At 67.9% G+C, this 14,218-nt stretch carries 11 protein-coding genes; 2 read left to right on the top strand and 9 right to left on the bottom strand.

Annotated features, from left to right (window positions below; all coding sequences use genetic code 11):
- Positions 1-55 precede the first annotated feature (55 nt).
- Positions 56-1,642, bottom strand: a complete 1,587-nt coding sequence (gene ffh, locus AC1DHY_RS05355; RefSeq protein WP_476878064.1) for a signal recognition particle protein — start codon at positions 1,640-1,642, stop codon at positions 56-58.
- Between the two features lie 149 nt (positions 1,643-1,791).
- On the opposite strand from ffh, the gene AC1DHY_RS05350 reads away from it, so the two are divergent.
- Entirely contained in the window at positions 1,792-3,180 is a 1,389-nt protein-coding gene (locus AC1DHY_RS05350) for a glucose-6-phosphate dehydrogenase (protein WP_476878063.1), read from the top strand.
- Positions 3,181-3,295: 115 nt separating this feature from the next.
- Here the strand turns inward: AC1DHY_RS05350 and AC1DHY_RS05345 are convergent, their stop codons facing one another.
- Both AC1DHY_RS05345 and AC1DHY_RS05340 read right to left on the bottom strand, forming a co-directional pair.
- A complete protein-coding gene (locus tag AC1DHY_RS05345; RefSeq protein ID WP_136322366.1) occupies positions 3,296-3,634 on the bottom strand; it encodes a P-II family nitrogen regulator in 339 nt (112 codons plus the stop codon).
- Positions 3,631-5,004, bottom strand: coding sequence for an ammonium transporter (locus tag AC1DHY_RS05340; protein ID WP_476903278.1), 1,374 nt, complete (start codon positions 5,002-5,004; stop codon positions 3,631-3,633). The genes AC1DHY_RS05345 and AC1DHY_RS05340 overlap by 4 nt, the downstream gene beginning before the upstream one ends.
- A 253-nt stretch (positions 5,005-5,257) precedes the next feature.
- On the opposite strand from AC1DHY_RS05340, the gene AC1DHY_RS05335 reads away from it, so the two are divergent.
- Positions 5,258-6,511, top strand: a complete 1,254-nt coding sequence (locus AC1DHY_RS05335) for an MFS transporter (RefSeq protein ID WP_476880642.1) — start codon at positions 5,258-5,260, stop codon at positions 6,509-6,511.
- Here the strand turns inward: AC1DHY_RS05335 and ftsY are convergent.
- The 6 genes from ftsY to AC1DHY_RS05305 all read right to left on the bottom strand — a co-directional run bounded on the left by ftsY (position 6,508) and on the right by AC1DHY_RS05305 (position 14,055).
- Positions 6,508-7,707, bottom strand: coding sequence for a signal recognition particle-docking protein FtsY (gene ftsY / locus AC1DHY_RS05330; RefSeq protein ID WP_476903277.1), 1,200 nt, complete (start codon positions 7,705-7,707; stop codon positions 6,508-6,510). The two genes, AC1DHY_RS05335 and ftsY, sit on opposite strands and share 4 nt — an antisense overlap.
- Positions 7,708-7,784: 77 nt before the next feature.
- Entirely contained in the window at positions 7,785-11,384 is a 3,600-nt protein-coding gene (gene smc, locus AC1DHY_RS05325) for a chromosome segregation protein SMC (protein WP_476879832.1), read from the bottom strand.
- A 206-nt stretch (positions 11,385-11,590) separates the two neighbouring features.
- A complete protein-coding gene (gene mutM, locus AC1DHY_RS05320) occupies positions 11,591-12,550 on the bottom strand; it encodes a bifunctional DNA-formamidopyrimidine glycosylase/DNA-(apurinic or apyrimidinic site) lyase (protein ID WP_476879833.1) in 960 nt (319 codons plus the stop codon).
- Between the two features lie 8 nt (positions 12,551-12,558).
- Positions 12,559-13,269, bottom strand: coding sequence for a ribonuclease III (gene rnc, locus AC1DHY_RS05315; RefSeq protein ID WP_476879834.1), 711 nt, complete (start codon positions 13,267-13,269; stop codon positions 12,559-12,561).
- Between the two features lie 21 nt (positions 13,270-13,290).
- Entirely contained in the window at positions 13,291-13,494 is a 204-nt protein-coding gene (gene rpmF, locus AC1DHY_RS05310; RefSeq protein ID WP_056738282.1) for a 50S ribosomal protein L32, read from the bottom strand.
- A 36-nt stretch (positions 13,495-13,530) separates the two neighbouring features.
- Positions 13,531-14,055, bottom strand: a complete 525-nt coding sequence (locus AC1DHY_RS05305) for a YceD family protein (protein WP_146337283.1) — start codon at positions 14,053-14,055, stop codon at positions 13,531-13,533.
- Positions 14,056-14,218: the final 163 nt, after the last annotated feature.

The raw sequence follows: 14,218 nt of genomic DNA, 5'->3' as shown, positions 1-14,218 counted from the left end.
CACTAAGACCGACGACATTGCTGCCGGCAGCGTCCTTTCGGCGGGCCGGCTCCGGCTACTTGCTGCCGCCGAGGAACTTGTCAAAGCCCTTGGGCAGGTTCAGCTGGGACGGATCGAACTCGCCGCCCTGCTGCCCGAAGGAGGCTCCGGTCGGGACCGCCTTGTTGCCCGCGGCACGGCGCGCCTCGGCGTCCTTCAGCTCCTGCGCGGCCTTGGCCGGGTTACCCGAACGGGCCTTCTTCTTCGGCGCGCTCTTTCCGCCCTTCCGGGCTCCGCCGCCACCCATTCCGGGCATCCCCGGCATACCGGGCATTCCACCGCCGGCGGCCATCTTCTTCATCATCTTCTGCGCCTGGGCGAAGCGTTCCAGGAGCCCGTTGACCTCGGAGACGTGGACGCCGGAACCGCGGGCGATGCGGGCGCGGCGGGAACCGTTGATGATCTTCGGGGCCACCCGCTCGTGCGGGGTCATGGAGCGGACGATCGCCTCGACACGGTCGATCTCGCGTTCGTCGAACTGTTCGAGCTGCTGCCGGATGTTCTGCGCACCCGGCATCATCATCAGCATCTTCTTCATCGAGCCCATGTTGCGGATCTGCTGCATCTGGGCGAGGAAGTCCTCGAGGGTGAAGTCTTCCTGGTCGGCGAACTTCTTCGCCATCCGGGCCGCTTCGTCCTTGTCCCAGGACTTCTCGGCCTGCTCGATCAGGGTGAGCACGTCACCCATATCGAGGATGCGGGAGGCCATGCGGTCCGGGTGGAAGAGCTCGAAGTCGTCCACACCTTCGCCGGTGGACGCGAACATCACCGGCTTTCCGGTGACAGACGCGACGGACAGTGCCGCACCGCCGCGGGCGTCTCCGTCGAGCTTGGACAGCACAATGCCGGTGAAGTTGACGCCTTCATCGAAGGCCATGGCCGTGTTGACGGCGTCCTGGCCGATCATCGAGTCGATCACGAAGAGGACTTCGTTGGGGACGATCGCCCGTCGGATCTGGCGGGCCTGTTCCATCATTTCGGCGTCGACGCCGAGGCGGCCGGCGGTGTCGACAATAACGACGTCGTGCAGGGTGCGCTTGGCTTCCTCGACGCCGGCGCGGGCGACGGCGACCGGGTCACCGGCGGGGTGGTCCAGTTCGGTGGACGTGGCACCGGGGTGCGGGGCGAAAACGGGAACGCCGGCGCGCTGGCCGACCACCTGCAGCTGGGTCACGGCGTTCGGGCGCTGCAGATCGCAGGCGACCAGCATGGGGCTGTGGCCCTGGGCCTTGAGGTACTTCGAAAGCTTCCCGGCGAGGGTGGTCTTACCGGCGCCCTGGAGGCCCGCGAGCATGATGATGGTGGGCCCGGTCTTGGCCAGGCGGATCCGGCGGGTCTCGCCGCCCAGGATCTCGACGAGTTCCTCATTGACGATCTTGACGATCTGCTGGCTCGGGTTCAGCGCGCCGGAGACTTCAGCGCCGAGGGCACGCTCGCGCACCCGGCCGGTGAACTCACGGACCACCGGAACGGCGACGTCGGCGTCCAGCAGGGCACGCCGGATCTCGCGGACCGTGGCGTCAACGTCCGCCTCGGTGAGGCGGCCCTTGCCACGGAGGTTCTTGAAGGTTGCTGTCAACCGGTCAGAGAGTGAATTGAACACGCGCCGTGCACTTCTTTCAGTGGATCTACAGCTGGCGGCCGGTGCGGCGCGCCAGAGTCGTGACTGTTCGCCGGAACGAATTGCCTCGACAACGGGACTCGACTATCTAGGGTACCAATACGCGCCTTCAAGATGGCATGCTGGCTAGCGTGACCAGTGAACCCACCGTAAAGACCCTGCTCATTCTCGGCGCGTCCGGCGACCTGACGGGACGCCTGCTGCTGCCGGGCCTGGCCCGGCTGGTGGCCAGGGGCCACGCGCCGGGCCTCACCCTGGTGGGGGCCGGGTCCGACAACTGGACGGCGGACCAGTGGAGCGAGCGGCTTGAGACATCGTTCGCGGACGCCAACTCCCAGGCCGACACCAGCGGCAAACGCGAGCTGAAGCGGATCCGCGAGAACACCAGCTACCACCAGCTGGATGTCACAGCGGAGGGACAACTGGCCGGGCTGCTGGCCACCCTCGAAGGCCCCGTCGCCGTGTACTTCGCCCTGCCGCCCAAGATCAGCCAGCAGGCCTGCGAAGTGCTGACCCCGGGACAGCTGCCGGCCGGAACCCGGTTGGTGATGGAGAAACCCTTCGGCTCCAGCGAAGTCTCCGCCCACGAGCTCAACAAGACCCTGGCGGCCCTGGTCCCGGAAGACCACATCCACCGGGTGGACCACTTCCTGGGCAAAGCAACAGTGCTGAACATCCTGGGCCTGCGCTTTGCAAACACCTTCCTGGAGCCGGTCTGGAACCGGGAGCACATCGAGAAGATCGAGATCATCTTCGACGAGGACCTCGCCCTGGAAGGCCGGGCACGCTATTACGACGGCGCCGGAGCGCTCCGCGACATGATCCAGAGCCACCTGCTGCAGATCATGGCCCTGATGGCCATCGAACCGCCGGCCTCGGTAAACGAACGCGACCTTCGGGACGCCGTAGCCACCCTGCTGCGTGCCAGCAGCATCAAGGCCCCCTATGCCAAGAACACGCGGCGCGCCCGGTACACGGCCGGTTCCATCGACGGGCGGAAGGTGCCTGACTACACGAAGGAAGCGGGCGTGGACCCCTCCCGGAACACGGAGACGCTGGCTGAGGTCCAGGTGTCCATCGACAACTGGCGCTGGCAGGGGGTGCCCTTCATCCTCCGGTCCGGCAAGGCGCTGGGTTCCATGCGCAAGGAAGCGGTGGTGACTTTCCGGCCCGTGCCGCACCTGCCCAAGGGGTTCACCGGCGTCGACTCCCCCAACCAGCTGCGGATCGGCTTCGGCCCGGACACGCTGCAGTTCGACGTCGACGTCAACGGCCCTGGCAACGTCCTCAGCCTGGACCGGGCGACGCTCAAGGCCGAACTCAGCGCATCCGATCTGCTGCCCTACGGCGAAGTCCTCGAGGGCGTCCTCAGCGGCGATCCCCTGCTCTCCGTGCGCGGGGACACGGCCGAGGACTGCTGGCGCATCCTCGAACCCGTCATCAAAGCGTGGGCGCGGGACAGCGTGCCGCTGGAGGAATACGCCGCCGGGACGCCAGGACCCGAGGGCTGGCCGGCCTAGCGGCCGGCCCCGGAACAGCGAAAAGCGGGCCGGACACCTTTTCAGGTGCCCGGCCCGCTGTCGCAACCCCCGATCGCGGTCCGCGGTGGCGCGGCTGCGGCTGGAGGGCTGCAGCCTAGATGGCTGCTGCGCCGCGCTCTCCGGTGCGGACCCGGACTGCCTCGAATACATCCATGGTCCAGACCTTGCCGTCGCCGGCCCGGCCGGTGTTGGAGCTGGCGATGATGACATCGAGGATGTCGTCCGCCTGTTCGTCGGTGGCCAGGACCTCTACCCGGATCTTGGGCAGCAGATCCACGTTGTACTCCGCGCCGCGGTACACCTCGGTGTAGCCGCGCTGCCGGCCGTAGCCGCTGGCCGCGCTGACCGTCAGGCCCTGCACCCCGTAGGCTTCCAGGCCTTCCCTGATGGCGTCGAGTTTTTCCGGTCGGACGATTGCGGTAATCAGTTTCATGCTTCCACGCTTTCCTTGCCAGCTGAGGACTTCTTGCCGTTTGAGGTGACATCCACGGTCTCGGCCGCCGGTACCTCGATGCCCTCGCCCAGCGGCTTGCCGGTGATGAGTTCATGCAGGGGCTGGAAGCTTCCGCCGCGGCCGCCGACGCCGAACTCGTAGGCGGTTTCGGCGTGGAGGCTCAGGTCCACACCCACGACTTCCTGCTCCTGGGACACCCGGAAGCCCATCAGCTTGTGGATCGGGAAGGCGATGATGAACGTCATCACGGCGGTGAAGATGATCGAGAAGACGGCCGCGAGGACCTGGGCGACAAGCTGCGTGCTGCCGCCGCCGTAGAACAGACCCGCGGTGCCCTGGGCCGGGGTGGCCAGGAAGCCGATCGCGACGGTGCCGACGACACCGGAGACGAGGTGAACACCGACGACGTCCAGCGAGTCGTCGTAGCCGAACTTGAACTTGAGGCCGACGGCGAGGGCCGAGGCGACACCGGCGACGACGCCCAGGGCGATCGCACCGAGCGGGGACACGTTGGCGCAGGCCGGGGTGATGGCGACCAGGCCGGCCACCACACCGGAGGCGGCACCGAGGGAGGTGGGGTGCCCGTCACGGAAGCGTTCCACGGCCAGCCAGCCGAGCATCGCCGCGGCCGGGGCAGCGAGGGTGTTGACCCAGATCAGGCCGGCCTGCTCCACCGTGGCGGCGGCGCCGGCGTTGAAGCCGAACCAGCCGAACCAGAGGATCGCGGCACCGAGCATGACGAACGGGACGTTGTGCGGGCGGTGGTTCGGGTCCTTGCCGAAGCCCTTGCGGTTGCCGATGACGAGGACGAGGATCAGGCCCGCAACACCGGCGTTGATGTGCACCACGGTGCCGCCGGCGAAGTCAATGACCGGGGCGAAGGTCTGGCCGAACCAGCCGTCCTTGGAGAACAGGCCGCCGCCCCAGACCATAAACGCCAGCGGCGCGTAGACCAGCGTGGCCCAGATCGGGGTGAAGATAACCCACGCGGAGAACTTCGCGCGGTCTGCGACGGCGCCGGAGATCAGCGCAACGGTGATGATCGCGAAGGTGGCTGCGTAGCCGACCTTCAGCAGGTCCGCCGGGTCGGTGAAGTTGTGCAGACCGAAGTGGCTGAACGGGTTGGCGAAGATCTGGAAGAAGTTGTCTTTGTTGCTGGTAGCCATCGAGGCGCCCCACAGGACCCACATGATGCCGATGGTTCCGATGGCGACGAAGCTCATCATCATCATGTTCAAAGCCGACTTGGCGCGCGTCATGCCGCCGTAGAAGAATGCCAGGCCCGGGGTCATAAACAGCACGAGGGCTGATGCGACCAGGAGCCAAACGAGACCTGCGGTGAGTTCCATGGTCTGCGTCCTCTCTTGCTCTTAGGTGTCTTGCTCGTAGGTGCGGAATAGTCCGCCTGCCCAACGCGGTTTGCGTTCTAAGAAGAGTTTGCTGGCGGCGTGTTTCACCGGCTGAGGATTTACATTGCCGGGTTGTTACAAGAACCTCCCGGAAGTAAATGGTGCATCTCACGCTTGTTACGGTTATGTTTCACGCGTTCCATCCCGCCCCGGACTCCCACCAGGCACCCCACGCAACACCGAAGGCAGCAGCATGAGCAAAACAACCCGTTCCGGCGCCCCCACCGGGCCGATGGCCGTCCTCCGGCCGCACGGCAGGCCGCGCCTGCCCCGGGACATCAAGGTGATGCTGGTCGCGGCGTTCCTGATTGCGCTGGGTTTTGGCCTCGTGGCGCCGGTGCTCCCCCAGTTCGCCACGACGTTCGACGTCGGCGCGACGGCGGCCGCGGTGATCGTCAGCATTTTCGCGTTTATGCGGCTCGTGTTCGCCCCGGCGGGCGGCGCACTGATTGTGCGGCTAGGTGAACGCCCGGTCTACGTGGCCGGGCTCCTGATTGTCGCGGCCTCGACGGCGGCGTGCGCGTTCGCCCAGAACTACTGGCAGCTGCTGGTCTTCCGCGGCCTCGGCGGAGCCGGCTCGGTGATGTTCACGGTGGCGTCGATGGCGCTGGTGGTCAGGCTGGCGCCGCCGGAAAGCCGCGGGCGCGTCTCCGGCGCCTACGCGTCGGCCTTCCTCATCGGCAACGTGTGCGGCCCGATCGTCGGCGGCCTGCTGGCCAGCTTCGGCCTGCGGGTGCCCTTCCTGGCCTACGCCGCCGCCCTGGTCCTCGCCGCCGCAGTGGTGCAAACCCAGCTCACCCACGTCCCCACGGGCTCCCGCGAGGCCGGCGCCACCGCCCCGGCCATGCAACTGCGCGACGCCCTGCGGGACAGCGCCTACCGGGCCGGGCTGGCGTCCAGCTTCGCCAACGGCTGGGCCACGTTCGGCGTCCGGATGGCGACGGTCCCGCTCTTCGCCGTCGTGGCCCTGGGCGCGGGGTCCTCGTCTGCGGGCTGGGCGCTGGCGGTGTTCGCCGCCGGCAACGCGGCGGCCCTCACCTTCTCCGGCCGGCTCGCGGACAACCTGGGACGGAAGCCGCTGATGCTCGCCGGCCTGGTGGTCACGGGCCTCGCCACAGCCAGCATCGGCCTGACCCACGAGCTGCCCTGGTTCCTGCTGGCGTCCACCATCGCCGGCGTCGGCTCCGGGCTGCTGGGCCCGGCACAGCAGGCGGCCATCGCCGACGTCGTGGGTAACGAACGCTCCGGCGGCCGGGTCCTGGCGGTATTCCAGATGACCTCGGACAGCGGCGCCATCCTGGGCCCGGTCATCGCCGGGCTCCTGGCCGACCGGCTTGGCTACGGCTGGGCATTTGGCGTGACCGGCGGGGTGCTCCTGGCCGCGGCCGCGGGCTGGATGTTCGCCCGCGAAACGTTCAGGACCACCCCGGCGGACGCGCCGGCCTAGTTCAGCAGCGCGTCGACGAAGCTCTCGGCTTCGAACGGCGCGAGGTCGTCCGCGCCCTCGCCGAGGCCGATCAGCTTGACCGGCACCCCGAGGGACTTCTGGATCGCGACGACGATGCCGCCCTTGGCTGTGCCGTCCAGCTTGGTCAGGACGATGCCGGTGATGTTGACCACCTCGGCGAAGACACGGGCCTGGTTCAGACCGTTCTGGCCGGTGGTGGCGTCCAGGACCAGGAGCACCTCGTCAACCTCGGCGAGCTTTTCGATGACGCGCTTGACCTTGCCGAGCTCGTCCATAAGGCCGACCTTGTTCTGCAGCCGGCCGGCGGTGTCGATCATTACGACGTCGACTTCCTGGTCAATGCCCGCCTTGACGGCCTCGTAGGCGACGGAGGCCGGGTCCGCGCCATCGACGTCGGACTTGACCGTGGGGACGCCGACGCGCTGGCCCCAGGTAGCGAGCTGTTCGGCCGCGGCGGCGCGGAAGGTGTCGGCGGCACCGAGCATAACGTCCTTGTCCTCGGCGACGAGCACGCGGGCCAGCTTGCCCACCGTGGTGGTCTTGCCGACGCCGTTGACGCCCACCACCATCATCACGGCCGGCTTGTCAGCGTGGCGTTCGACGTTCAGGCTGCGGTCCATGGTCGGGTCCACGAGCTTGACCAGTTCCTCCCGCAGGAGCTCCTTGACGTGCTCGGGTGAGCGCGTTCCGATCACCTTGACGCGTTCGCGGAGCGCGTCCACCAGCTGCATGGTCGGTTCGGTGCCCAGGTCCGCCAGCAGGAGGGTTTCCTCGACCTCGTCCCAGACGTTCTCATCGATCTTGTCTGCCGACAGCAGGGCGAGCAGTCCCTTGCCCAGGATGTTGTTGGACTTGACCAGCCGCTCACGCAGCCGGGTCAGGCGGCCCGCCACCGGCAGCGGGGTCTCGACCGGGACCGTTTCAAGGCCCGCGACGTCGTCAGGCACCTCGACGGTCCCGAGGCCGTCGACGTCATCCTGGACTGTTGTGCCGCTGGACGGCGCCGGGCGGTCCTCCAGCAGCGTGCCGCCGCCACCCTGCACGGGGTCGTTCGCGTCGCGCTGCGACGGGTAGTTGGTGGTGTTCTTCCGGGTCTTCATGAGCACCGGAATCAGCGCGCCGAGGACCACCAGGGCAACGAGGATGGGCAGGACAATAGGGAGGATGTCGTTCACTCCCCTAGCTTCTCACAATCCCCAAATGCCCCGCGGGCAGCGCTGCCGCACCAGTAACGCGGCCCCGCGGGAGGAGCTCAGACGTCGGCCCCGAGGCGCTGGCTGATGACGGTAGATACGCCGTCGCCGCGCATGGTGACGCCGTAGAGCGCGTCCGCTACCTCCATGGTGCGTTTTTGGTGTGTGATGACAATCAGCTGGCTGGACTCGCGCAGTTCCTCGAAGATGGTGATCAGCCGGCCGAGGTTGGTGTCGTCCAGGGCTGCTTCCACCTCGTCCATCACGTAGAACGGCGAGGGCCGGGCCTTGAAGATCGCCACCAGCAGCGCAACCGCCGTCAGGGAGCGTTCACCGCCGGAGAGCAGCGAAAGCCGCTTGATCTTCTTGCCCGCGGGACGGGCCTCCACTTCAATGCCGGTGGTCAGCATGTCCGTCGGGTCGGTCAGGACCAGCCGCCCTTCGCCGCCGGGGAAGAGCCGGGCGAAGACCCTGACGAATTGCGCCGCGGTGTCTTCGAACGCCTCGGCGAACACCTTCTGCACCCGGTCGTCGACTTCCTTGATGATGTCCAGCAGGTCCTTGCGGCTGGACTTGAGGTCCTCCAGTTGGGTGCTGAGGAACTGGTGCCGTTCTTCCAGGGCCGCGAATTCCTCGAGCGCGAGCGGGTTCACCCGGCCCAGGGCGGAGAGGTCGCGTTCTGCCTTGCGGAGCCGTTTCTCCTGCTCCTCGCGGACGAAGGGCTTGCCCTCGACGATCTCCTGCCCGTCGTCGTCCACGGCGGCCCGGAGCGCGGCCCACTTGTCACCGGTCTCCCCTGCCGGCACGGGGACCGGCTTGTCCGGGCCGAAGTCGGCCACGAGCTGGTCCGCGGTCAGGCCCAATTCCTCGACGCTGCGCAGTTCGAGGGCCTCGATGCGGAGGCGCTGCTGTGCGCGGGCCAGTTCGTCCCGGTGCACCGAGTCGGTCAGCTCGGCCAGTTCACGGGCCAGGGCGTCGTTGCCGGTACGGACCTCGGCGAGTTCGCGTTCCATCTGCTCGCGGCGCTCCTCGGCGCTGTCCCGTTCGCGGCGGGCCAGTTCCACGGATACGTCCACGAAGCCGGTCACCTGCCCGACGGCGGCGGCTACGGCGGCGGCGCGGGCGGCCTGGAGCCGGCGGCGGCGGGCGCGTTCGGCGGCCTCCTCGCGGGCGCGCCGTTCGGTGGCGGCCGCGCGTTCCAGCGACGTCGCGCGGTTCCGGGTTGCGGTCAGCTGTTCCTCGGCGCTGCGCAGGGTGAGCCGGGCCTCCATCTCGGCAGAGCGCGCTGCCGAGGCGGCCAGGGCCAGGGCGTCGCGGTGTTCCGACGACGGTTCGTCCTCCGTGGGTGCTTCCTGGGCGGCAGCCAGCCGCGCGGCAACGGCGGCCAGCGTCTCCTGCTCGCTGAGGATGTTCGCCTCGGCGCGCGCCAGGGACGCCGCGAGGCGGTCGCTTTCGCCGACGGCACTGCGCAACACCGAGTTCAGGTGGCCAAGCCGCTCGGCCACGGCGGCAAGCCGGGCGTCCGAGTCATGCAGCTTGTCCAGCGCGGTGTCGGCCCGCTCCTGCGCTGCGGCGCGTCGCGACTCGGCGGCGGACAGGGCGAAGCGGTTCCGTTCCAGCCCTGCCGTGACGTCGGCGAGCCGTGCCGAGGCCTCGTCGACGGCGGCCTGGACTTCCAGCAGCGACGGCGCCGTGGCCGAGCCGCCGGTGACGCTCAGGGACGTAAAGACATCTCCGGTCCGGGTCACCGCGGTCAGTTCCGGCCGGGCGGCGACCAGGCGGGCGGCCGCGTCGAGGTCCTCGACGACGACGGCGCCATTCAGCAGGAGCCCCAGCGGAAGACCGGCGGCACCCGGCTGCGCGTCACCGACCGGGGTGACGAGTGAGGCCGCCCAGCGGGCACCGGCGGGAAGATCGCCGTCGGGCTCCACGGCCGGCTGGAGGTCCGTGACGGCGAGCAGCAGCGAGGCGCGCCCCGCGTCGTCGTCCTTCAGCAGCTGCACGGCCGCTGAGGCCGCGGAGGGGTCGTCGACCACCACAGCGTCCGAGCAGCCGCCCAGCGCCGCCGCGACGGCGGCCTCGTAGCCCGGCTCCACCGTCAGCATGCCGGCGAGAGCGCCCAGCACCCCCGGCAGCCCGGCGGCCAGCACGTGTCCGGAGCCGTCTTTTCGGTTCAAGCCAAGTTGGAGGGCGTCCCGCCGGGCAACCAGCGCGTCGCGTTCCCGTTCGCCGTCGCGTTCGGCCGCTTTGAGGGCGTCGATGTCGGCGATGACGGCGTCGAGGGCCTCGCTGGCTGCTTCGTATTCGGCGTCAAGCGTTTCCTCGCCGTCCTCGACCCCGGCAACCTGCGATTCGAGGGCGGTGAATTCGCTCTGGGCAACCCTGCGCCGTTCCTCGCCGGCGCTTTGGGACTCCCGGAGCCGGCCGAGTTCCGCCTGCGCCGACTCCACCCTGGACCGCGCGGCTCCCACCTGCCCGGCCAGCCGGGCCAGGCCCTCGCGCCGGTCCGCTGCGGCCCGGAGCAGTGTGGCGAGGCGCTTGTCTTCCGCCGCGGAGGCGCTTTCAGCCTCCTGCTTGGCGGCAGTGGCGGCCTCCAGGGCGTGGCCCTTCTGCTCGATCTGTTGCTCCAGCACGGCCTGTTCCGCCCTGACCCTTGCGGCTTGCTTGTCGAGTTGCTCGGGATCGCGGCCCGTGTCCGGCGCCTCGTCGGAGGCCCCGAGGAGCCTGCGGCGTTCCTCTGCGAGAGATCCGAGGGATCGCAGCCGTTCGCGGCCGGAGGAGAGCTGGTACCAGTTGTCGCGGGCGGCATTGAGCTTAGGGGTAGCCTCGGCCGCGAGCTGTTCGAGGGCCGCCTGCCGCTGGCGTCCGCTGTCGAGTTCCTTTTCGACAACGCCGCGTCGGGCTTTGAGCGCAGTCTCGTCCGCGACGTCCTGGTCAAGGACCGCCTGAAGCTGGACGAGTTCGTCGGCGAGAAGCCGGGACCGGGCATCCCGGACCTCAAACTGGACGGTCTGGGCCCGGCGGGCCACCTCGGCCTGTTTGCCCAGCGGCGTGAGCTGACGGCGGATTTCCCCGGTGAGGTCGCTGAGCCGGGCGAGGTTGGCCTGCATGGCTTCGAGCTTGCGGACCGTCTTTTCCTTGCGGCGCCGGTGCTTGAGGATGCCGGCGGCTTCCTCGATGAAGCCGCGGCGGTCCTCGGGGGTGGCGTGCAGGACCTTGTCCAGCTGGCCCTGCCCGACAATCACGTGCATTTCCCGGCCCAGCCCGGAATCGGAGAGCAGCTCCTGGATGTCCAGCAGCCGGCAACCGACCCCGTTGATGGCGTATTCCGAGCCGCCGGTGCGGAAAAGGGTGCGGGAAATGGTGACTTCGCTGTAGTCGATCGGCAGGGCGCCGTCGCTGTTATCGATGGTCAGCGAGACGTGGGCCCTGCCCAGCGGGGGCCGCCCCGAGGTGCCGGCGAAGATGACGTCCTCCATCTTGCCGCCGCGCAGTGTCTTGGCGCCCTGTTCGCCCATCACCCAGGACAGTGCGTCCACCACGTTGGACTTGCCGGAGCCGTTGGGACCCACCACGGCGGTGACGCCGGGTTCGAATTCAAACGTCGTCGCGGAGGCGAACGACTTGAATCCGCGGACGGTCAGGCTTTTGAGGTGCAAAGTGTTCCGGGTCTCCTGGATGGCGGCATGGCGGGGTTTCCTACCCTAAATCTACTGTGGCTTGGCGGAATCCCGCGGATTTGGGCTCCCGGGGCCCCTTCCGGCATCCGCTGCTCCGTAACTGCCCATTTGAGGCCTCACACGGGACTTAAGGAGCAATCGACGGGGTGGGAGGAGTGCGGTGCCCTGGTTCGCGGACGTGCGCGCTACCAGCGGCCGTTCCGTGGTCGCGGCTGGCAGACGGGGCAGGTGTAGGAGGAACGGTTCATAAATTGTTCCCGCTTCATCACGCTGACGATTCCGTTCCCGGCGCAGCGCCGGCATTCCTGTCCTTCGCGCCCGTAGGCGTTGAGTGAGCGTTCAAAGTAGCCGGAGGCGCCATTGACGTTGACGTACAGGGAGTCGAAGCTGGTGCCCCCGGCGGCGAGGGCATCAGTCATGACCTGGCGGGCGGCGTCGAGCACCCGGTGCGCTTCGGAACGCCGGAGGGTGTCGGTGGGCCTCGCATAGTGGAGTTTTGCGAGCCAGAGGGCCTCGTCCGCGTAGATGTTGCCGATCCCGGAGATGAGCCCTTGGTCCAGCAGGGCCCGCTTGAGGCCGGTGCGGCGGGCCCGGAGGCGTCGGAAGAACTCGTCGAAAGAGAACCGCGGGTCCAGCGGGTCCCGGGCGATATGTGAGGCCTCTTCGGCGATCAACGGCAGCGGTGTCTCCGCGAGGCCGCCCGGGCCGCCGTCCGCGGTGGGGATGAGGGTGGTGAGGAACAGGCCGCCGAAGATCCGCTGGTCGACGAAGCGGAGTTGTTCGGGCATGCCCGTCGCCGGGCTCAGCCGCAGCCGGACCTTCAGGTGCTTCTCGTCCGCGACGGCCGCGTCCTGCATCAGGAGCTGCCCGGACATACCGAGGTGGGCCATCAGGGCCACCGACGGCGCGGGCTCAGTGCCTCCGGCAGCGTCAGGCTTGTCGGAGAGCGGGAGCCACAAGAATTTGCCGCGCCGGACCACGTCCAGCACCCGTGCCCCGTCGAGGTTGCCGGCGAAGTCCTCGGTGCCGAGGGCGTGCCGGCGAATCGAGCGGGGATCCAGCACCTCGACGGAAGTGATGGTCCGGCCGCGCACCCAGTTGACCAGGCCGCGCCGGACCACCTCCACCTCAGGCAGTTCAGGCACTGAAGGACCTAGCTGCCGGTCTGGGACTGCGCGGCGGGCTCGGGTGCCGAGAGACGGCGCCAGGCGTCGGCCGCGGCTTCCTGCTCGGCTTCCTTTTTGGAGTTACCCGAGCCGGTGCCGTAGTCGTTGCCGCCGATCCGCAGGATGGCTTCGAACGACCGCGCGTGGTCCGGGCCGGAGCCCTCCACCGCGTAGTTGATCGTGCCGAGCTGACGGCTGGCCGCGAGCTCCTGGATGCTGGTCTTCCAGTCGGTGCCGGCACCGAGGGCAGCGGCGTCCTTGAGCAGCGGCCCAACAAGCCGCATGACCAGCTGGCGTGCAGTCTCCAGTCCGTTGGACAGGTAGGTCGCGCCGATGAGCGCTTCCATGGTGTCCGCGAGGATGGAGGCCTTGTTCTTGCCTTCGGTCAGCTTCTCGCCCTGGCCCAGGTAGATGTACTCCCCCAGGCCGATGCTGCGGCCGACGCCGGCAAGCGCCTTGGTGCTGACGACGGCGGACCGGCGCTTGGCCAGTTCCCCCTCCGGCAGATCAGGGTTGTCGCGGTACAGGGCGTCGGTGACGGAAAAGCCTAGGATGGAGTCACCCAGGAACTCAAGCCGTTCGTTGGTGGGGATGCCGCCGTTTTCGTAGGCGTAGGAACGGTGTGTCAGAGCAAGACGAAGCGTCCCGGCGTCAATAGTGACACCGAGACGCTTCAGAAGCTCTTCAGTTGAAGACATCTTAGTCAGCCTGTTGGCGGATTAGACGTCTGCGACCTTGCGGCCCTTGTACTCAAGGAACAGCGCGGTGCCAGCCGAGTCGGTAACGACCTTTGCCTGGTGCGGCAGGCTGTAAACAACCTGTCCGTTTTCCACGGTCTTCACCAGGTGGGGGGCGGTTGCCTTCCACTGGGAGCGGCGGGCGCGGGTATTCGAGCGAGACATTTTCCGCTTGGGAACAGCCACGGCTAACTCATTTCTCTCTAGTCCAACACTTACAAATCAGTTTTGCCGGTCAGGCTTAGCCAGATCAGCTAGGGCAGCCCAGCGAGGATCTACGACCTCGTGGTGGTGCCCCGGCTCGTCTTCCAGGCGTACTCCGCATTCGGAGCAAAGGCCCTGGCAGTCTTCCCGGCACACCGGCTGGAACGGCAGCATGGTAACAACTGCGTCCCGCAACACCGGCTCAAGATCGATCAGATCGTGCTCGACTCGACGTTGCTCTTGTTCGTCTTCCTCATCCGGGAATTCAGCATCCCCGTAGAAGAAAAGTTCTTGCACATTGACCTCAAGGTCATACGCAAGGGGATCCAGGCATCGACCGCATTCGCCGGTTACTTCGACGTTCGCGGTACCTGATACCAGAATTCCTTCGTGTACGGCCTCCAGGCGCAGATCCAGCTCGACATCCGAGCCTTCCTGCACACCAATGAGCGCCACACCAAGGTCACTTGGTGCGGGTACATGTTCCGTCAGTGTCCGCATGCTTCCCGGACTGCGTCCGAGGTCCTTGACGTCGAACGCCAGGGGCGAACTAGCATCTCGTTTAATGAGAACTCCTGTTGAACATATGACCGACGTACCATCTTAGCCTGAACTTCCGGACGGACTCAAACCGGGCGGCAGGGCGCGTTTCGGCGCCACGATCCGGCCCGGCGGGGGCCGCGTTCCCGGCAGCAGGCCGCCGAGT

Source organism: Arthrobacter sp. 05L44 (assembly GCF_056397605.1).
This window is presented reverse-complemented; position numbering and strand designations above follow the sequence as displayed.